Below are 19,680 nucleotides of genomic sequence, written 5' to 3'. Positions count from 1 at the left end.
CGCTGGGACGCAACAGGCCGCCCCGGTCCGTTAGAGATATCGACCCATCGGAGGAGTCCGAGATGAGCATGAGGTTCGTGAATCGGCGACAGTTTCTGCGTCGGCTGGGAGGTGTCCTTGCTGCCGGAGGAAGCGTCGCGTTGTTTCCGGCCGGGTTCGCCTCGGCGTCGCCCAAGACTGGTCCGACATCGCCCCCTGGCCATGCGGGCGGCGGGCCGGCGTACCCGGGAGATCCCGGCTTTGTCGCCACGAGGCCAGGGGAACTAGATGCCGCTAAAGCCAGTTGGGAAACGCCGGAATATGGTTATTATACCGGCCATAATCCTTCCAACCCTGGCACGGCGGTCGATTCGCCATGGCAGCTCGTCGCGGTAAACGCGTCCACCGCCTACGCCCTAGGGTACCGCGGGCAGGGCGTTGCGCTGGGCATGATGGATTCGGGCTACAGGTCTACACACGAAGCATTTCAGACCGGGCTGATCGTTCCGGTGCGAGCGGAGGGTGTCTACGGCACGTCCGGCTTCGGGTATCGAAACGCAGCAAGCCCGGGGAACCCGTTTACTGCCGGCCAGTCGTTCACTGTGGCCGGCGATCAGGCGAGAACAAGTGACTTCTCGCATGGAACCGGCATGCTTGGGGTTACCTCCGGCATCCGCGATGTCAAAGACCAGCATGGCATCGCCTTTGGATCGACGATGTATGTCGCCATGACCGGCGGCTCCGATACCCAGTCCCACGGCCCCTTCCACGATTACGTGTACTGGCGTACCGCCAACAAGGCCCTGGTCGACGCGGGCGCAAAGGTCATCAACAGCAGTTGGGGCTCTTATGTGCAGACTATTGACAGAAGCCGCTTTGACGGCCTAGGAAACGACCTTGGAGTCAATGGCAACCTCGCCAACGCTTACCAACTGCGTGGCAAAGACAGCGCGAGCGCCACGGCAATGGCGACCATCATCCCCAACGAGTACCTGAAGGATCTGGAGTACCAGTATTTCCTCTTCAAGAAGAGCTATTCGGAAGGCGGCATTCAATACAATCCGAGCTACCCCGGACGCTCCTTCATGGATGCCATCTGGGATTCTATCAAGGACAGCGGCACCGTCAACGTAAGGTCGGCCGGTAACAACGACTGGAGCAACCCGTATTTTCGCCCGGCGTATCCCTTCTTCAATCCCTTGGCGGAGAAGCAGTGGGTATCCGTCGGCGGGGTGCAACCGCCCACGGCGGCCAACCCCGAATACACAAAGCAGTCCGGGTACAACGAGGCGGGGCTCGCCAAATGGTGGACCGTTTCTACCCCTTCAAACAGTGTTCGGACCACGAGCAGCGGTGGTGACACTAACTATTCAAACTCGAGCGGCACGTCTCCGGCAACGCCCGTTGCGACAGCGGTGATGGGGGTTCTGCTCTCCCGATACCCCAACATGGACGCCAAGCAGGTCCGTGAGCTGATGTTCACCACGGCGAACAACAAGATGTCCGACGGTGTGAGATTCCTCGGCACCGGGCAAACCTCCCCCTCCGGGGCATCCATCGCCTGGACCGCTCCCGACGGTCTTCCGGACGAACGCTGGGGCTGGGGGATTCCCGACCTGGCCAAAGGCATGTACGGCCCCGGCCAACTCCTGGGCCCCATGACCTACAACATGGATAAAGCGCCCCTGGACGTCTGGTCGAACGACATCAGCCAGATCGCGATCAAGGAAAGGGAAAGGGAAGACCTGGAGTGGCTGGCGGGCTACAAGAAGCAAGGCATTGCCTACGCCGGTGAATTCGGCCCCAACGTACTGAACCCGGACGGCGCGCTTAACGAACAGGCCTTCATGCTTCAGGGCATTTTGGCTGATCCTTACATCCAAGCTATCACTAACGGCCATCCCGAGTTGTACGACAAGATCACCCATGAGGATGCCGTCAAGTGGCGCAAGGAATGGATGGACAAGCGCGCGGCCTACATTCAGAACAACATCGACAACAACCTCTACACGGCATCTCTGACCAAGCAAGGCTCCGGGACGCTGGTCATGACGGGCAACGATACCTACGAGGGCGGCACGACGGTTGAAGGCGGCAAGCTTTCGATCACCGGCTCGCACGCAAGCTCGATCGACGTCAAGGGCGGCACGCTCGGCGGCACCGGCTTCGTGGCAGGCAGCATCGACGTCGACCGCGGTGTGTTGCAGCCCGGTCTGTCGTCCGGGGAAGCGGCGTCCGCCGCGGCCATCACTCTCACCGACGTCGCGCCGGGCAACGTCCTGAACGTCGGCGGCGACGTGACCGTCAGCCGAGCGGGTCGCGTCGCCATCACCATCTCCGGCGACCACGACTACACGAGCGTGCGGGCCGCGGGTGACCTGGTGCTGGACGGCGAACTCACCCTGGACATTCGCGCGCCCCTCACTCCGGGCACGGTACTGACGATCATGAGCGGCGACTCGATCCGGGGCAATTTCCATTCCCTGCCAGAACGGCGGGTCCTGAACGCGGGCCACCACATGTTCAGGGTGTCCTACCAGGACGGCAAAATGACGCTGACCGCCCTGCGGACGCTGCCCGGGGCACGGTCCGGCGGCGTCTAGCCGCACGTGGCCTGGCCAGCCAGGCTCAGGTTCGCCTGAGCCTGGCTGGCCGGGCCTTCGCCCAGATGGCGCCGTCAGCTTCGGACACCGATCCGAAAAGCCGTTGGCGCAACGAGGCTGGCCCCTCCCGGGTACGCGTCACGGTTGTTCGACGAATCTACTCATAGTCGGATCCGCCACCCCGGCGGTTGGTTGACCGAATTTCGACAAACCTACGGTTGGGTGAACGGCTTTTCGGCCAGCGCGTCGACGTTACGCAGCCGGGCGAACACCTTGTCCACCGTGTAGCCCGCGGCGAGCCCCAGCGGGATCAGGAGCCAGGCCAGCCGCCGGGAGGCCTCCGCGTCGAGCGGTTCGGCGTTGGTGAGCGTCTGCGAGCCCACGTACAGCATGCTCGCGAGCGTCCCGGCACCCAGGCCGCGGGCCAGAGCCCAAGCGAGGTTGGGCTCCTCCGCGGACGCATCGTTGATCAGCGCTCCGGCCGCGGCCATCAGCAGGGATCCGCTGATCAGGTACCCCACTGCCGTGGCGGTCGTCTCGGTTCCGTACGCCAGGACGACGCTCAGCACCGCCGAAATGATCGCCAGCACGGCGATCAGGCTGTGCCGGGTACGCGCGCGCCGGGCACGGGACTGCTCGCGCCGCGCGGCCCGCTCGGCCTCCTGCATCACCGATTGCTGGTCCAGCAGGCTGCGCACGAGTTGCGCTGCCGCATCGTCGCCCCACGGCGCCGCCATCCGGCTGATCGCCTCGGGCGTCGCGTCGTTGTGGTAACGATCGAGATGCCGCCAGACACTGAGCGCCGCGCCGCCGAAACGGGCCATCGCGACGAGCGGGATGCGCCGCGCCACGGCTAGGACGCCAGCAATCCGGGTCGCCCGCCCACCGCCCACAACGATCAGGCCGTCGGCCTCGAAGACGGCGCGGTAGTACGACACCTCCCATTCCTCGGCCGGGTCCGGCTCGACGCGCAGGACGTACTTGAGGTGCGACGGCACGTCGAATAGCGTCACCCGATCGAACGGCGCCTTCACCACGACGGAGCCCCCGTCCTGAGTTTCAAGCGCGCCCAGATAGCCGCGGACCACGTCCTTCTCGATGTAGTCGTCACTGCTGGAGAACACCACAAGATCGCAGCCGGCCCGCGCCAGTTCCCGGCCGACCGCCTCGCAGGCGGCGGGCACGAGGTCGATCTCCTGCATTGCCGGTGTGTACTCGCGGTCCGGGTCGGCACTGCCGACGACGACAATGGACGGGCGCATCGGGGATCTCCTCGCGGCCGGGTCACTGGGGCATCAGGTTGGTGTCCCATTGAGAGGATTTCCGCCCGCACACCTGGCATTTGGCGTGCAGGTCGGGCGTTCCGGAGGCCCGCTGCTCGCGGGTCATGAGCTCCCGGACGAAGAAGAACATGCGCTCGATCGGGGCGCGGCAGTAGGGACATCCGGTCGCGATCGCCGCCCGGCTCAGGATGGCTGGCACCTCTCGGTGGTCGATCTCGGTGATCTCCCCCTCGGGCAGGAAGAGCACGGCCTCGACGTCGGTGTACGCCACGATCTTGGCCGCACCGTCCGGTGGCAGGCGTCGTGGCTCCGGCGAACGGCCGCACAGGTCGGCCGGCCGCCACGGCGCGGGCTCCAACGTGATATCGGCGTCCCGCAGGTCCCCCAGCGCCAGGCCGAGGGCTCCGGCCAGGTCGGACACAACCACCTCACCGTCCGCGCGGCGATAGCTGATTCCCCGATACGCCCTACGAAGGTGCCCGACCTGTTTGTCGATGGCGGCGAGCCGGGGGGTCACCCAGTTCCCCGCCATGTCAGTGAAGTCGCCCATCACCCCACCGAGCGCGATCAGGTCATCGAGCGTGTCCCGGTACCGCCCGTCGCACACCACCACGGTGACCGGCAGGCGGCGTACCCGGTTGAGAAAGGAGACCTCGCGCAGCAGCCCGCCGCCGGTGATCGGGCCGGCCATCGGCGCATCCATGAAGCGGTCCCAGTCCATGCCCAGTTCGGTGGACGGCTGCGCGAACGGGAACTCGGGGAAGTCGACGTCCTTGGGCGACACGTGCAGGACAATCACGTCGGCGGCGGCCATCCGCTCCAGGACCGTCCGTCGCCACCCGTCCCGCCCGGGGGCGACGAAGTCGATCGGCGCTGGCCGTTTACCGAAGGCCTCCGCCCAGTGCTGCTCCACGGTCGCGCGGTCCCGCTGGTCGCTGACGATCTCGATTCGCCCGCTCCCACCGTCCAGCGCCGCGCCGAGGCTGTTAAGCACGACGTAGCTCGCGTCGTCCTCGGTGAACGTCCGCAAGAACAGCACCCGCGGGCTGCCCGGGTCGCCGACGTCCGGACCACCCGTGTCCACCCAGGTCAGCCCGGATTCGCGCCGCTCCCCCTGGTTCCACCGCATCACGTTAGCTATCCCGGCCGGCGAGCTGAGGTCCTCCCGGTCGGCCTCGCCGAGGTCGCCATGACCGATGAGCATCGACGGTTTGGTCAGGTGCCCGTCGATACCGGCCAGGAACTGAACCATCCTGGGTCGCTCCTCAGCTTCCGGGGCTGTTGCCGCCAGCGCCCGTTCCATCTGACGCCGGGCCTCGTGCAGGTCGGCGATGCGGCGCCGGCGGCGGAATCGGCGGTAGAGCGCGACCGCCGCGTCCCACAGGTGCTGTCCGGCCATTTCCCGCCGCGGGTCGCTCTCCTCCGAGCCCGCCCGGATCAGGAGGCCGATCGCCTCGTCCAGCTCGACCCGGCGCCGGCTTACCTGCCAGTGGCGAAGCATCATCTGGCCGCGCAACCCCTCAAAGACCGCCGCGTTCGGCGTCGGCGTCACGGCCTCCGCGGTGGCCAGCAGGGCGAGAGCCAGATCGAGGTGGGCAAGCTTGCGCTGCCGGGCGCCCTCCTCCGACGCCTGGATCGCGATCTCCAGCAGGCCGGCCGTGTAGTCGTGCAGGAACCGCTCGACTACCGCCGGCACCGGATGGCGCCGCACCGCCTCGGCGAAGATGCGGATGCTGTTGAGCAGGGCGGGATCCGCGGGCGGCGTCCGGCCGAGCAGGCGCAGGCCCTCGTCCCGGGCGGCCGGGTCGTTCTCGATCTCCAGCCGCAGGCCGAGGGCACCTAGCAGCGTGGCCGCGACCCGGATCCGGTCCTGCTCGCCGGCGGTGCGCATCGCCTCCCGCCCCACACGGAGCGACTCGTCGAGGTCCCCGCGGTCACCGGACACCCGGCACCGCTGCCACAGCGCGAGGGCCAGGTTCATCAGATCGGGCGACCTCGCCGGGTCACCCGGTGGGTACACCTCGACCGCCGTCCGCGCCGTCGCCACCGCGGCGTCGTGGTCGGCCCGCTCGCCGGTGGTTTCCGCCAGCGCCATCTCGGCGCCGAAAAGATTGGACAGCCGGCGCCGCTGTTCCCGAGGGTCCATGGCCGGCCGCTCGACCGAGCGTCGGCCCAGCGCAACGGCCTCCCGCAGATCGTCCGGCACCTCCGTCACCGTGAACCACGACTGGAGGAGGTAGCAGATCGAGGAGAGCTGGCCGGGGTCGTCGTCACCGAGGCGTACCCAGTCGCGGGCCGATTCCACCGCCCGCCCGAGGTCCTCGGCCGAGCCGCGGTTCCGGGCGCGATCCCACAGCAGGTTCGAGCGGTCGCGGGCCAGCTGCGCGCGTTTCTCCCGAGACAGGCGCTCGTTCGCCACCAGCTCGCCGGACAGCGCGACCAGCTCGCTCCCGTCCGCCGGGTCGCGAGTCGACATCCAGCGCTCAGCGATCAGCTGGTGCAGGTCGGTGGAGGCCGACAACCAATTGTCGTGATCCACCGGATACTCGAGGCGCTCCCGCCGGACCGCCGTGATCGCCTCGTCCCGACTCTCCACCGAGCCGGTTCGCCCGTACCGCTCGATTAGCGCGGCCGACTGCGCGGACAGCAGGTCCGCACGGTCGTCGCCGGTCGCGAACTCGGCGGCGACCAAGCCCAGCCGGATGACCTCGTCCAGATGCGACACGTCGCCCGTCCGCTTGTACGCCGCGCCGCGCGCGTTCCGCAGAGTGAGCGCGACATCCAGGCGGACTTCGGAGTGGACAGTTTTGTCGTGCGCCAGTTGCTTTTCCGCCGCCGCGACCAGCTCCGCGGCCGGCCCTTCGAACGGGCCCAGGCCGGTGATCTCCCGCAGGTCGCCGTCATCGCCGCCGTCCTGCCACCGCAGCCACAGCCCGAACAGCAGGTGGGACAGGGCCGCCGACCGGCTCGCCAGCCGCCGACCACCGGCCCGGAACCCGTCGAGGGTCGCGATCGCCTTGTCTAGTGCTGTGACCACTAACGTTCACCGGGTTGTCGGTGGTGTTGTGGTTCCTCGCCCAGACGTTGTCGGAGCGAGCGACTCCCCACCGGTAGTGGGGCGGGCCTCAGCCGGCCAACCGACCCTGACACCGCTGGTGGGCGGCGTGGGTCACGCCGGGACAGCCCGGCACCGGGAAGGTGTCGGCCTGCTCGACGGTGCGTGATCACCGCACCCATCTCGGGTGCGGTGATGGTGACGCCGCCCGGGGTCCGGGTGGCGATGGTGAACGCCGCGGCAACATCACGATGCCCGACGAACCCGCAACTCCTGCACATCATGGTCCGCCCGCGGGGCTTGACCACTCTGCGCCGGCACACCGGGCAGGTCGACGACGTACCCCGCTCATCGACCAGATACACGGTGATCCCGGCCAGCTCCGCCTTGTCCTTCAGGACCGCGATCGCCCGGCCGAGTTGCCACTGCCGCAACCGCAGGTTGTGCCGCCGACCCGCCGGCAGATCGAGGACACCACGCGGGTCACCGACGGTCAGCGTCCCGACCCGGTGCTGCACTGCCCAGCCGATCACGGTCTTCGCGGCCTCGTGCCCGGCCTGCCGTACCCGACGCCGATGCCGCCCTTCCATCAGCCGAGCCCGCCGGCGGGTCTTGCGCCACCGCCGCGAACCCCGCTGGCCCCTCTTCGGCGCCCGGGCGGCGGTCGCCCGGCGGCGGCCTTTCGTGTCGGCCAGGTGCTGACGGTGCTCGGCGCGGATCGCCCGCCCGGACACCAGCAACATCTGCCCGTCACCGGCCGCCACCGCGTACGGGTGAATGATGCCCAGGTCGACCCCGGCGACCCGCCCCCGCTGCGGCTCCAGACCCGCAGGGTAGGTCGCGACCGCAAGCTCCGCGGTGACCTCGACCCACAACCGCCCCTGATCGAACACGAGCGTCACTGACCGCACCGCATCATGAGGGTACGGAACCGCCCGGTCCAGGCGCACCACCAGCGGCGGGCTCCCGGCCGAGGTCGGCAACCGCAGCCGCCGTTCACTCAGACCGAACGTGCCGTGATACCAGCGGACCGGCATCAACGACCGGCGCCGCCGCGGATACCGCACCTCACCATGCCCCGCCCTGCGGCGGGCGGCAGCGCTGAACCACGCATCAGAATAGCGACGCAACACCGACCGGGCGCCGGTCGAGTCAAGCTCACCGAACGTGCCCGGACCAGACGCGGCGAGCAGCCGACACAACTCCTGATAGCTCGCGACCGGCCGATCTTGACGACGATGCCGCCAGCTGTTGTATTCCAATACACACGCCCAAACGTCCCCGGCCGCGCGGAGCAGGCCGAAGCAACGTTGCCGCTGCGCCCGGGTCAAACGCAGACCGACCCGGGCGGTGCGATGCACCACCCGCGGCGCTCCCGAACCCCTACGTCTGGGCATACCCGAAGCCAACCACGAGGGTCTGACACAACCCGGCCAACGTTAGTGGACACAGCACTAGCGCGTCACGGTCGTAGCCGTTCTCGAACTGCGCCACGGTTCCGATCGCCGAGCGCCCGTCGAGGTCCAGCATCAGGTCGGCGAGCACGCTCTCGACCAGCGCACGCCAACGGTCCGGCACCGCGCCCTGGTCGAGGGCGCCGGCGAGTGTGGCGAGCACGAGGAACGGCGGACGTTCCTGGTCGCCGTACCACGAGATCGCCACCAACAGGCAGGTGACCAAGTCCTCGTCCGGCGAAGCCGGCAAATCCTCGAGCGCCGGGAGCGGGCCGTCACCCTCCAGAAATGCGGCGAAGCGGGCCGCCGCAGCATCGCCGCTGGACAAAGTAGCCATAGACGCCGATCGTGCCGCTACGCGGGCCGGCGCCACCAGATACGAACGGACACAACCTCTATTACGTACGGTGAGGCGAAGCTCGCCGCGGGCGTAGTAGGCGGACCGGGAGACCTTCGGAGCTCGCATGATCATCACAGTCCGCTACGGGCTGCCGGTCGAACCCCGCAACGTCAACCGCTCCTACGACAGCCGTATAGCCCGCGCCGGCATCCGAAAGATCACCGTCCACGATGCCCGACGCCCCTGCGGTTCGCTGCTGGTCGACCTGGACGTGCACCCGGGTCGCGATGGCGATCCTGCGGCACCCGGACTTCTCGATCACGATGGAGATCTACAGCCAAGTTCTCATCGAAGACGACCCGTGAGGCTCTGCGGAGGCTCGGCGAAAGCCTCGATCAATGAGCCGTTGCTGTACCTCGCTGCTGTACAAGATCAGAAATGGCCATCCGGAAGAATCCGAATGGCCTCTGACCTGCGTCGGGACGGGCCGGATTCGAACCGACGACCCCTTGTTACCAAAAGTAACCGAACCATGCTTGTCATTGCTTGCCGAAAGTGGTGGCTGAGCTGGAGAGAAACCGCCAGGCGCTCATCGCTCCTGGTCACCCTTTGTCAACGATTGGGCGGGGTTTTCGGGGGGTTGAACGGGGCTCCCACACCGAACCCCGCCAGTTCTGACCGCCCCCACTGGCCCTGCCACCGTGCCGCGCCCGCCTCACGGCACGCGTCCTACGCGGCGGGTGTGGTGGCGCTTCCTGTGGACACCGGGGTCCGTGTGCTGACAAGGGCCCTCGGACGCACTTGAACCGCCGCTCATGCATTCTCACATCAGGGGTGGAACGGACCGCCGCGCCTTGCCAACGGCAGATGTCCGCGTCGGTGCGGCTACGGACAGGCCGCGACCAACTCGTCGGCCTGCAACCAGCGGATCCAGACCGACGGGCCGTTCGTCGAGCATGCCCAGCGGACCCCGGTCGAGGCCCACCGGCCCGAGTGACGATCTGCTGGGCACACCCCGTGCCGCATTCCCCCCGGCCGCCCGGAACTGGCCACCCTGCCCGCCCCGGACGGCGACGTCATCGGGACGTGCCCGAGAGGTAGACCCCGAGACCAGCCAGCAACAGGCTGATCAGGCTGGCACCGGCGCGTACCGAGTTCCACCACGTCCAAGCGGACGAGTAGGAAGCCCACACCCGGACCGCCTCCGCAGGGTCGGTCGGCACGCCTGCGGCGTCGAGCGTATCGTTCATCGGCACGTTGACGACCACCGTCGGGATGAACGCGCCCACCAGGTACACCCCCGCGGCCACCAGGAACACCAGGCCTGCCGACCGCCTCCCGAGGATCAACAGGATCACACCGGTCACCGTGGCGGCGACGAGCGGGCCGAAGAACGTGACGAAGAACAGCGGATTCTGGATCCTCTGGTTGATGCTCGTCATGGCCCGGATCGCGGTACCGGCGTCGGCGGCGTTCAGACCGGGCATCACCGCTACCGAAAAGGCGTAGTACACACCGGTGATCGCACCCGTCACCGCCAGGGTCACCGCCGCCGACCAGGCAGCCAGGGTGGCGTTCATGCCCAGTTTCCATCGGGGGAGATGTCCCATGCACCAGCGGCGGCGGCGTCCCGGGCATAGTCCGCGAAGTCGCGCGGCTTGCGGCCCAGTGCCCGTTGCACACCATCGGTGAGCTGTGCGTTGCGGCCGTCCAGGACCTTGCCGAACAACTCGTTCAGCACCGCTGCGAGCTCCGCCGGCACGTCGTACCCGGCCAACACGGCGGCGTACTCCTCGGGCGAAACCGATCGGTAGCGGATCTCCCGCCCGAGCGCGTTGCCGATCTCCGAGGTCGCCTCGGCGAAGGTGAGAAGCCGCGGGCCGGTCACCTCGTAGAGCTGCCCCGCGTGCCCGTCCTCGGTCAGCGCCGCGACCACGATGTCGGCGATGTCGTCGGCGTCGACGAACGGCTCCGGCACGTTCCCGGCCGGGAGGATGACCTCGCCGCCGCGGATCGAGTCGGTCAGGAAGTCCTCGCTGAAGTTCTGGCTGAACCAGCTCGCCCGCACGATCGTCCAGGCCACTCCGGAGTCCTGGACCACCCGCTCGCTGAGTTTGGCCTCCTCCTCGCCCCGGCCGGAAAGCAGAACCAACCGTTCGATCCCGCCGGACACCGCCTGTTCGGTGAACGAGCGGATCGTTGCGAGGGCGTCCGGCGCAACCAGGTCCGGGTAGTACACCAGGTAGACCGACGAAACCCCGTCCAGTACGGGCGCCCAGGTGCGCTGGTCGGTCCAGTCGAACGGAGGCTCGCCGGAGCGGGAGCCGACCCGCACCGGCCGGCCGAGTTTGGCGAGCCGGTCCACCACTCGTCGGCCGGTCTTGCCCGTGCCGCCCAGTACGAGGATTGGCTGCTCATCAACGTTCTTCGTCATGCCAATCAGTCAACCCGAGGGCGAGCGCACCGGGAATGGGCGAGGCTCTCGATCCCATGTCCCCGCGTCTCGACCGTCCACGTCACAGGGCTAACCTGAGCGCATGGATGCGCTCGCGGGGCTGTTGGACGGGCCGAGGGCGCGCGGCGCGTTCCTGATGCGGTCGGTGTTCGACCCGCCTTGGTCGGTACGGATCCAGGATCGCGCGCCACTCACCCTGGTCACCATGCTGCGTGGCACGGCGTGGGTGGTGCCGGCCCGGGGTACTCCGGCGCCGCTGCGCGCCGGCGACGTCGCGATCATCCGTGGCCCGGAGCCATACACGATCGCCGACGACCCGGCCACGGCGCCGCAGGCAGTGATCCACCCCGGACAGCGCACCACCACGCCTGCCGGGGACGAGTTGTGCGAAGTGATGGACCAGGGTGTCCGGACCTGGGGCGAACGCGCTGACGGAACCGCGGTGCTGCTCAGTGGCACGTACCAGTTGCAGGGCGAGGTCAGCCAACGGCTGCTGCGGGTCCTGCCCCAACTCCTGGTGCTGCCGGCCGGAGCACTGGACAGCCCGCTCGTCCCGTTGCTCAGCGAGGAGATGACCAAGGACGAGCCTGGGCAGGAGGTGGTCCTGGACCGGCTGCTCGACCTACTGCTCATCGCCGTACTCCGGGCCTGGCTCTCCCGGCCGGAGGCGGCGGCGCCTGCCTGGTATCGAGCGCACGGCGACCCGGTGGTCGGCAGGGCGTTGCGGCTCCTGCACGACCACCCAGCAAAGCCCTGGACGGTGGCCACCCTCGCGGCCGGCACCGGTATCTCACGGGCCGTGCTGGCCCGCCGGTTCACCGAACTGGTCGGCGAGCCTCCGATGGCGTACCTCACCAACTGGCGGCTCGCGCTGGCCGCCGACCTGTTGCGCGAACCGGACGTCACCATCGGCACGGTGGCCCGCCAGGTCGGCTACGGCAGCTCATTCGCACTCAGCGCGGCCTTCAAACGGGTACGCGGTCTCAGCCCGGCCGAACACCGGCAGGACATCGGGTCGCCTAACCTCGTTCCAGTAGGATGACCGTGCCGAGGCTGGCGGTGGGCATCCGTTCCTCATCGTGGACTGTCCTCCGGTCAAACTGACCACGCAGCTCGCGCGATGATTGATCTCCTACGCCGCAAGACCGACCCACCGCAACGGAACCGCGAGCAGTAGTCACGTTCGCTCGTAGTAACCTCCTCGACCGACGCAACCTCCGTTTCAGGGGCTAGGTGCTCGTGGGGAACGAGGGGAATTGAACCCACGAAGACCTCTTGTCGAGCCTCGTTCAGGGCTTGTCATTGCTTGTCAAAACCCCTTGTTACCAACTGCAGCCACCCCGACCTTGTCATTGACTGTCAAAAGAAGGCACTGAGCTGCATAAAGGCGCTCTAGCATCAATCGCTTCTTGTCACTGGTTGTCAACGTCGGGCGGGGTTTTCGGGGGGGGTAAACGGGGGAGACTAACAGGACGTTGTCCGGTCCACCGCGCCCACGCGCCCGCCGTCGGAACCCTCGTCGGGAAGAGAACGAAGTCTCCTACCCGTCGCGATCCGCCTATAGCGGGAATGGGGGTTCATGTCGCTGGGGCGACACGACCCACGCCGACACCAAAGACCGCCGCCGGGCGGTGGCGCGGCGGGCACCGAAACCGGGCCAGCGGGGGTCACGGCGGTGGCGTCACTATCGCCGCCGGGCCCGGCTGGTGCAGCGACGGCATCGGCGGCGGGTCCGCCAGGCCCAGCATGAGGCCGCCGGCACTGTCGTGTCCTGGGCGGTGGATCAACGGGTGGGGGTGCTGCACGTCGGCGACCCCCGCGGGGTACTCGACATTGCCCCCGCGGGCGGCGGCACAACCTGCGGCTGCGGCAGTGGCAGATCGGCCGGTTGATTCAGGTCCTCACCGACAAGGCCACCCTCGCCGGGATCACTGTGCACCTCGTCGACGAACGCGGCACCTCCTCGACCTGCCCCGCCTGCCAGCGGCGGGTACCGAAACCCCGTGGGCGCACCTTGTCCTGCCCCCACTGCCGATTCTCCGGGCACCGCGATCTCGTCGCGGCGGCCAGCATCGCCACCCGCACCCCGGGCGGCGGACCCACCACCCCCACAACAGCCGAACCTGTGCTGCCCGGGGTGCTCACGCACCGTCGAGTCGGCCGGAACCTCCCCGGCACCGGCCGGTCCCGGCGTGACCCCCGCCGCCCAACCCGGGCGGCGAGAGGATCAGATGGCCCGCGGAGGCCCGCCCCACCACCCAGTGGGGAGTCGCTCGCCCCCAAAGCGAGGATCCACAACACCCCACCGGAACACCCGGTGAACGTTAGTGGACACCGCACTAGTTGCCACTGCTCGCACTGCAAGCTGCGACCGACGGCCATGTGCTGCCCGGCGAGCTCCCACGCCTGCGAGCCCGTCCTCACCAGCGACCGGCGTGCGCAGCGCACCCAACGGGACCGCACTCAGGAGGTCTACCTGGTCGCGCATGGCTGACGCGGTGAGTGGGGCGGCCCCGGTGGGCCGCCCATGTGACGGCATGCTCTTACGACGGGAGACACCGAGCGCTTCGAGTTGGTCCGTCGCGTCGCTGGCGCAGAGTGCCGTACCGGAGGGGCAGCCAACCCTGGGCGCCTTGAGGAACTGCCCGAGATCGGCGTTGAAGCGCCGACCGACTACGGCGGGGTGAGTTACTGGTCCAGGCGGTGCGGCCCGATCACCGCTTGCGCCCTGGGCTGTCGGACAGTTCTCGCTCCAGCGGGGTGTGAAACCTTGGACTGACACGCGACTCACCAAGCCAGGTGGACAGTCGTTCGGCCTCGACGGCGATCGCGCTCTGCTCTCGTGCTCCGACGTCGCTCAGGAGACGCCAGTTGATGCGGCCCTTGCGGTCCTGGCCCCACCCGCCGACCACCTGGCCGTTGACCCATACGGTCGGGCCGGCGTTGCCGGTACGGTCGAACAAGGCCGGCGTGCTCTCGGAGGGCAGGTACCAGGCGCGGTCACGCCAGCCCATCACGGTGGAGTCCAGCGCGGGAAGCAGCGCCACCGAGAGCTCCGGTGACTCGACCGGGTCGAGGTCGTCGGGGGCGACGTATCCGGTCTGGCCCTCGCTCAGCTCCACCGCCACGGCGTGGTTGTCCGCCAGGCTCTGACGCGTCTGCGTGACGGTCCATCCGGTCCACCAGCGGACATCTGCCTCGGTGACCGGTCCGTAGCGGGCGAGATAGTGGCTGAGCAGGTCGGCTCGTGCGGCCCGCGGCTCGATGGTGGTCATCGGTGCGGGAGGCGACCACGTGTACTGTCCGCTGGTCCACCCGCCGAGCGGACGGCCTCGGCAGATGCGTCCGGTCATCGCCAGGTTGTAGAGGATGCGCATGCTGACCGGCTGTCCCGGGGCGTTGGACGACGGGGAGCTGCTGGGACGGATCGTGGTGCGCAGGACGGGAAGCGCCTCGGCAAGCTCGCGGCCGGTGATCGTGCCCTTGGCGATGACGAGCTCGACGATCGAGTCCTCGATCTCGGTGAGGTGGTCCTCGGTCCAGCCGAGGTGAGCGTGGAGCAGACGCAGAATAGTGGCGCGGTCTCGCAGCGCCAGCGGCCGGGCGGTCGCCTCGAGCACCGTCGGGGCCAGGTCCGTCTGAAGGACGAAGACGGTGCGACGCATGCCGGTCATGCGCATCATTGACGGCGCGTGCAGGTCGGTGGCGACGTCAACGGGACCGGCGAGTCGCGTACGGGCGGCGACGGACAGGTAGACGGTCGGCGGGTCAGTGGCGTGGATCGCGACGAGTGAGCCGGCAACAGCGCGGGCATCCTTGGCGATACCTTCTGGAATCAACGCATGCCGGGCGGAAAGACGGGCTCGCCGTTGACTTTCGGACACGCGCAGCCTGGCACCGCTTATCATATTTCCGCCCCTCGGCCAATAAGCAGGTTCGCCACTGTGTTGTGGCTGGAAGCGCGCATCAATAGCCACAGTTGCCGACTCTACCAACATGGGGTCGATCCGGACACGAGAACGCGCCTCTCGGACCACCGCAAGGCCCTCCACTTACCGGAGCAGACCCATCGAAGAACGGTAAAATCAGACAGCCCACGGTGCGGGAGATGTCTGTTTTTGGACATCGGTCCGATCGGTCGGGCTTACGACCCCGACCTTGTAACAGCACCGTAGCCGCTGTTAAATGACTGAGCGATAACACAGTGTGATCGCCGCTGCGGCCCAAGGTGCACACCGCTTCGGCGACGTTTGATTGAGCGCGAATGCCAACGGGGAAGACGGCAAGCAGATTCAGCGTGCTGTCGGGAGGAGATAGGCCGGCGAGGACCGGACGAGCGCCGTTGGCAGCAGGGGGAACGAGTCGACTGGGAACTGTTTTCGGGGGAGAACAGATGCAGATCAAGGAGCGCGTCTCGCTACGAGACGCGGACCGTCAAGTCAGCACCTTGCATCGACGAACGGTCCTGGGGAGGATCATTCTCGCAAAGATCGATGAAGGTACGTTTCATGCGCCGGTCAGAAGGCTGCCGCCCGAGGTTCATCTGTACAGTTGGGGCGACTCAGGAGATTGGCTTTATCTGATTAACAGTGGCTGGGTCAAGTCGATGACCTGGTCGCTGAACGGGAAGCCGTGCCTGTTGGAGATCAGTGGGCCAACCGCCATCGTCGGAGTGTCGAGCATCCTGAGGGGGCGGCGAGCGGAGACCGCGATGACCAAGAGCCCCACGGAGTTGACGGTGATTGCGCGCGATCAGCTGCACCAGATCACCGACGACCGGATGCTGCGCGATGCCTGGGACCACCATCTGGCCTCGCACATCACCGAGCAGCAGGAGACTCTGACGAACTTCGTGACGCTCGACAGCGAGCACCGTTTGGCAATGACCCTGCTGCGGCTGGCCCAGAAGCTCGGTAGCGGCAACGGCGACGGCGATGGCGATGGCCTGATCATCGACTGCCGCGTGACCCATGAGGAGTTGGCGCAGATGGTGGGCACCACCCGGTCGCGTGTCGGTTATTTCCTCAAGCGTTTTCAACAGGCAGGCATGACGAGAAAGCACGGCCACAACATCGTGGTGAACGCCAACGAGCTCACCGACTACCTGACGTCTTGCCGATGACCGGGGCGGGGCGGCCCGCGCAAGCGTGGCTCTTTCCGGGCCAGGGAGCCCAGCGACCCGGAATGGGATTGGACCTTCTGTCTCGGTTCCCTGACCACCGCAACGCGTCCGACCGCGTGTTGGGCTACTCGATCCGAGACGTGTGCGACGGCACCATCAGCGGCGGCCTTCGCAGGACCGAATACGTCCAGCCCGCCCTATTCGTCGTCGAATATTTGGCCTTTCTGGCCCGGATGGACTCCGAACCGGCTCCGGCGTTCCTGGCAGGCCACAGCGTCGGAGAGTTGACGGCGTTGTGCGCTGCCGGGTGCTTCGGGTTCGAGAGCGGCCTTCGGCTGGTGAAACGACGCGGGGAACTGATGGGCCAGGCCGCCGGTGGGGCGATGGCTGCGGTGGTAGGACTGGCGGCAGACAGTCTTGCCACAGTGCTGTCCCATGCGCAGGCCGATGACGTGGATGTGGCCAACTACAATTCGCCGGAGCAGACCGTGTTGTCCGGTCCGCGCGAGACACTCGACGCGCTCGCCACGCGGATACGCGCCGCCGGGGGCCGGTACGTGCCGCTCAACGTCAGCGCGGCGTTTCACTCCCGGTACATGGAATTGGCTTCTCGCCAGTTCGCCGCTGACCTCGCCGAGGTACGGTGCGCGCCGCCGCGGATCCCGGTCATCGCCAATGCGACTGCGCAGCCCTACCCCGACCGAAACATCGCCGACCTGCTGACACGCCAGATAACCGCGCCGGTGCGATGGCGGGACAGCATGCGCACCCTGGCCGCGCTCGGGGTGCAGGACATTGTCGAGCTCGGCCCTGGAGACGTGCTGACCCGGCTGTGGGCGGCGTGCTCTTCGGATCGGGAGAACGCCTCCGAAGGCGGTACGCCCTGCCCCACCGCGTCCTCGCCGCTAGGCCCGCTCAGCCGGCAGCCCCACCTACCGGCGCCAGCACCTGCGACCCGCCCGCCCGCAACCACACCACCACAACGGTCGGCACGGCCGAGCACCGCGTCCTTGGGGTCGGCCACGTTCCGGCGCGACTTCGGCGTGCGGCATGCCTATCTCGCAGGATCGATGTACCGGGGCATCTCCTCGGTCGACCTGGTCGTCCGGATGGCCAACGCCGGGTTGCTGGGATTCTTCGGCACCGGCGGACTGCCTAAGACCGAGGTGGAAACCGCCATCGGCCAGCTTCGGACGGCGCTGGGCGACACCGGGCTGTTCGGCATGAACCTGCTGTACGACATCCGTCGCCCGGCGGCGGAGAGCGCGATGGTGGACCTCTATCTCCGTCACGACATCCGTTTCGTCGAGGCAGCCGCCTACACCGCGATCACCCCGGCGCTGGTCCGCTTCAGGCTCCACGGCGCTCACCGGGGACCAGGAGGCCGGCCGGTGGCGCCGCGACGAGTGCTGGCGAAGGTGTCGCGGCCGGAGGTTGCCACCGCGTTCATGAGCCCGCCACCGAAAGAAGTGGTGGATCGGCTGGTGACGCAGGGACTGCTCACAGAGCAGGAAGCCGCGGTCGGTCACGAACTGCCGGTGAGCGAGGACGTCTGTGTCGAGGCCGACTCCGCGGGCCACACCGACGGCGGCGTCGCCCTGACGCTGGTACCGAGCTTCACGCGGCTGCGTGACGCCCTGGTGCGCCGGTACAGCCGTCCGGTCGACATCCGGCTCGGCGCCTCCGGTGGCCTCGGCGCGCCGGAGGCCGTCGCTGCGGCGTTCGTGCTCGGCGCGGACTTCGTCGTCACCGGCTCGGTGAACCAGTGCACCGTCGAGGCGGGCACGTCAGCACTGGCAAAGGACATGCTGGCCGATCTTGATGTGCAGGACACCACCTACGCTCCCGCCGGCGACATGTTCGAGCTGGGTGCACGGGTGCAGGTGATGCGCAAGGGCACCCTGTTCGCGGCTCGGGCCAACAAGCTCTACCAGCTGTACCGCAACCATGGGGGCATCGAGGACCTCGACGCGCGTACCCGGGCAACCTTGGAGAGCAGTTGTTTCGGTCAGCCTCTCGAGGAGGTCTGGGAACGGATTCGGCAACGTCACCAGGCCAGAGGTGACACCACCGACATCGCACGCGCCGAGGCAGCTCCCAAGCTGCGGATGGGGATGGTGTTCCGTCAGTACTTCGTGGACAGCACCATCGCGGCGATGGACGGCACGGTAGAGGACAAAGTGAACTTCCAGGTGCACTGCGGCCCAGCGATGGGCGCCTTCAACAGGTTCGCCGACGAGACCGGACTCGGTCCGTGGCGAAAACGTCACGCCGACACCATCGCGGAGGCACTGATGTCCGGCGCCGCGGATCTGCTGGGTCGGCACACGGGTGGGACGAGCATCCCGGTCGACGGCACCGTCCCCTAGCCTTGCCCAGGCGTAGCTGCCAGCAGGCCGGCACGGGTGTGCACACTATTGCGCGCCCCACGTCGCGGACCTCGGCATACAGTCGGCCAGGCCCTGGGACCGGGGCTGCCGGTGTACCCCTCAGACGAGGTGACCATGAGCGAGAGCACCCAGGTCGAAGCCCTGACGTCGTCGCAGTTCGTCGACCGGTATTTGACCTGGCGCCAACCGGTGGTGGTCCGCGGTGCCGCCGCAGCGTGGAACTGGGCACCCGAATGGGATTTCGCAACGTTGACCAGACGCTTCGGCGAACACAGGGTTCCGCTGTACGACTCCCTGTTCAGCCTCTACGGCGTGTCGACCTTCGGCGAGTACGTCGCACGGCATATCGGCGTCACCTCCCCGGCCGCCCCGCCTTATCTGCGCTGGTACGCCCGACAGAACGCCAGCCGACTCCCCTGGGCCGACACGGCCTTCACGGCTCTGGCCGACGACTGGAGCATGCCGTCCTGGCTGCCCGATTCGGGCTATGTCTTCCCGCGGTTGCGGGGTCCGGCCGACGCTGCCCGGGATCCGTTCCCTGCCAAGGGGATCTTTGTCTGCGGCGCGCAGGGACGTACCCGGCTGCACGTCGACCCGTGGGCGAGTGACGCCTGCCTGTGCCAGACGACCGGCCGCAAACGGGTCATGCTGTTCAGGCCCGACTCGCTGTCACTGCTCAGTCGCGACGGTAAAAGGAACGACCTGGTCGATCTCGACCAGCCTGACGCGTCCGCGTTTCCGCACTGGCGGAACGCCGCGGTGGAACTGGACGTGGTGCTCGAGCCGGGCGACTGCATCTACATCCCGGCCGGGTGGCCGCACGCCGCCATCGCCCTCACCGACAGCGTCTCGCTGACCTGGAACTTCGTCCACGAGGTGCACGACGCCGACTTCAGCCGCTACCTGTCCTCCGGCGGCGCGGACGACGTGACGGTCCGCTACTTCACCGCTGCGGACCTGCGCTGACGGCAGGCGCCCGCGCCCGGGTGCCCCGGCCTG

Annotated in this window: 13 protein-coding genes and 1 pseudogene; 7 read left to right on the top strand and 7 right to left on the bottom strand. The window is 67.8% G+C overall.

Going from position 1 to position 19,680, the window contains the following annotated elements; all coding sequences use genetic code 11:
• Positions 1-62 precede the first annotated feature (62 nt).
• Entirely contained in the window at positions 63-2,582 is a 2,520-nt protein-coding gene (locus JOD64_RS26975; protein ID WP_204944809.1) for a S8 family serine peptidase, read from the top strand.
• Positions 2,583-2,794: 212 nt separating this feature from the next.
• On the opposite strand, the gene JOD64_RS26970 is transcribed toward JOD64_RS26975, so the two are convergent.
• From JOD64_RS26970 to JOD64_RS26955, 4 genes are read right to left on the bottom strand one after another with little or no spacing between them, the layout of a single operon-like run.
• On the bottom strand, positions 2,795-3,844 hold the full coding sequence (locus tag JOD64_RS26970) for a hypothetical protein (protein WP_204944808.1): 1,050 nt from the start codon (positions 3,842-3,844) through the stop codon (positions 2,795-2,797).
• Positions 3,845-3,866: 22 nt separating this feature from the next.
• Positions 3,867-6,902, bottom strand: coding sequence for a hypothetical protein (locus JOD64_RS26965; protein WP_204944807.1), 3,036 nt, complete (start codon positions 6,900-6,902; stop codon positions 3,867-3,869).
• Entirely contained in the window at positions 6,902-8,317 is a 1,416-nt protein-coding gene (locus JOD64_RS26960; protein WP_239559678.1) for an RNA-guided endonuclease InsQ/TnpB family protein, read from the bottom strand. The genes JOD64_RS26965 and JOD64_RS26960 overlap by 1 nt, the downstream gene beginning before the upstream one ends.
• A complete protein-coding gene (locus JOD64_RS26955) occupies positions 8,304-8,711 on the bottom strand; it encodes a hypothetical protein (RefSeq protein WP_204944805.1) in 408 nt (135 codons plus the stop codon). Before JOD64_RS26955 ends, JOD64_RS26960 begins: the two co-directional genes overlap by 14 nt.
• A 127-nt stretch (positions 8,712-8,838) precedes the next feature.
• On the opposite strand from JOD64_RS26955, the pseudogene JOD64_RS26950 reads away from it, so the two are divergent.
• A pseudogene (locus JOD64_RS26950) lies at positions 8,839-9,116 on the top strand (site-specific integrase); the annotation flags it as partial.
• A 674-nt stretch (positions 9,117-9,790) separates the two neighbouring features.
• Here the strand turns inward: JOD64_RS26950 and JOD64_RS26945 are convergent.
• Together JOD64_RS26945 and JOD64_RS26940 are read right to left on the bottom strand one after the other, a co-directional pair.
• Positions 9,791-10,294, bottom strand: a complete 504-nt coding sequence (locus JOD64_RS26945; RefSeq protein ID WP_204944804.1) for an anthrone oxygenase family protein — start codon at positions 10,292-10,294, stop codon at positions 9,791-9,793.
• Positions 10,291-11,148 (bottom strand): Rossmann-fold NAD(P)-binding domain-containing protein, encoded by an 858-nt coding sequence (locus JOD64_RS26940; protein ID WP_204944803.1) that lies wholly within the window; start codon positions 11,146-11,148, stop codon positions 10,291-10,293. The genes JOD64_RS26945 and JOD64_RS26940 overlap by 4 nt, the downstream gene beginning before the upstream one ends.
• 103 nt (positions 11,149-11,251) lie before the next feature.
• Between JOD64_RS26940 and JOD64_RS26935 the strand changes: the two genes are divergently transcribed.
• Positions 11,252-12,211 (top strand): AraC family transcriptional regulator, encoded by a 960-nt coding sequence (locus JOD64_RS26935; RefSeq protein ID WP_204944802.1) that lies wholly within the window; start codon positions 11,252-11,254, stop codon positions 12,209-12,211.
• 846 nt (positions 12,212-13,057) lie between these two features.
• Positions 13,058-13,663 (top strand): zinc ribbon domain-containing protein, encoded by a 606-nt coding sequence (locus JOD64_RS34020; protein WP_204944801.1) that lies wholly within the window; start codon positions 13,058-13,060, stop codon positions 13,661-13,663.
• Positions 13,664-13,883: 220 nt separating this feature from the next.
• On the opposite strand, the gene JOD64_RS26925 is transcribed toward JOD64_RS34020, so the two are convergent.
• A complete protein-coding gene (locus JOD64_RS26925) occupies positions 13,884-15,146 on the bottom strand; it encodes a winged helix DNA-binding domain-containing protein (protein WP_204944800.1) in 1,263 nt (420 codons plus the stop codon).
• A gap of 416 nt (positions 15,147-15,562) precedes the next feature.
• Here JOD64_RS26925 and JOD64_RS26920 point away from each other — a divergent pair, with 416 nt between their 5' ends.
• The 3 genes from JOD64_RS26920 to JOD64_RS26910 all read left to right on the top strand — a co-directional run bounded on the left by JOD64_RS26920 (position 15,563) and on the right by JOD64_RS26910 (position 19,647).
• Positions 15,563-16,291 (top strand): Crp/Fnr family transcriptional regulator, encoded by a 729-nt coding sequence (locus JOD64_RS26920; RefSeq protein ID WP_204944799.1) that lies wholly within the window; start codon positions 15,563-15,565, stop codon positions 16,289-16,291.
• A complete protein-coding gene (fabD, locus tag JOD64_RS26915) occupies positions 16,288-18,660 on the top strand; it encodes an ACP S-malonyltransferase (RefSeq protein WP_204944798.1) in 2,373 nt (790 codons plus the stop codon). Before JOD64_RS26920 ends, fabD begins: the two co-directional genes overlap by 4 nt.
• A gap of 135 nt (positions 18,661-18,795) precedes the next feature.
• Complete coding sequence (locus JOD64_RS26910; protein WP_204944797.1) at positions 18,796-19,647, top strand: cupin-like domain-containing protein; 852 nt, start codon at positions 18,796-18,798, stop codon at positions 19,645-19,647.
• Positions 19,648-19,680 lie beyond the last annotated feature (33 nt).

The organism is Micromonospora luteifusca, assembly GCF_016907275.1.
In the GTDB taxonomy this organism is placed as follows: Bacteria; Actinomycetota; Actinomycetes; order Mycobacteriales; family Micromonosporaceae; genus Micromonospora; species Micromonospora luteifusca.
Note: the sequence above shows the minus strand (reverse complement) of the source record. Positions and strands in the feature narration are given on the sequence as shown.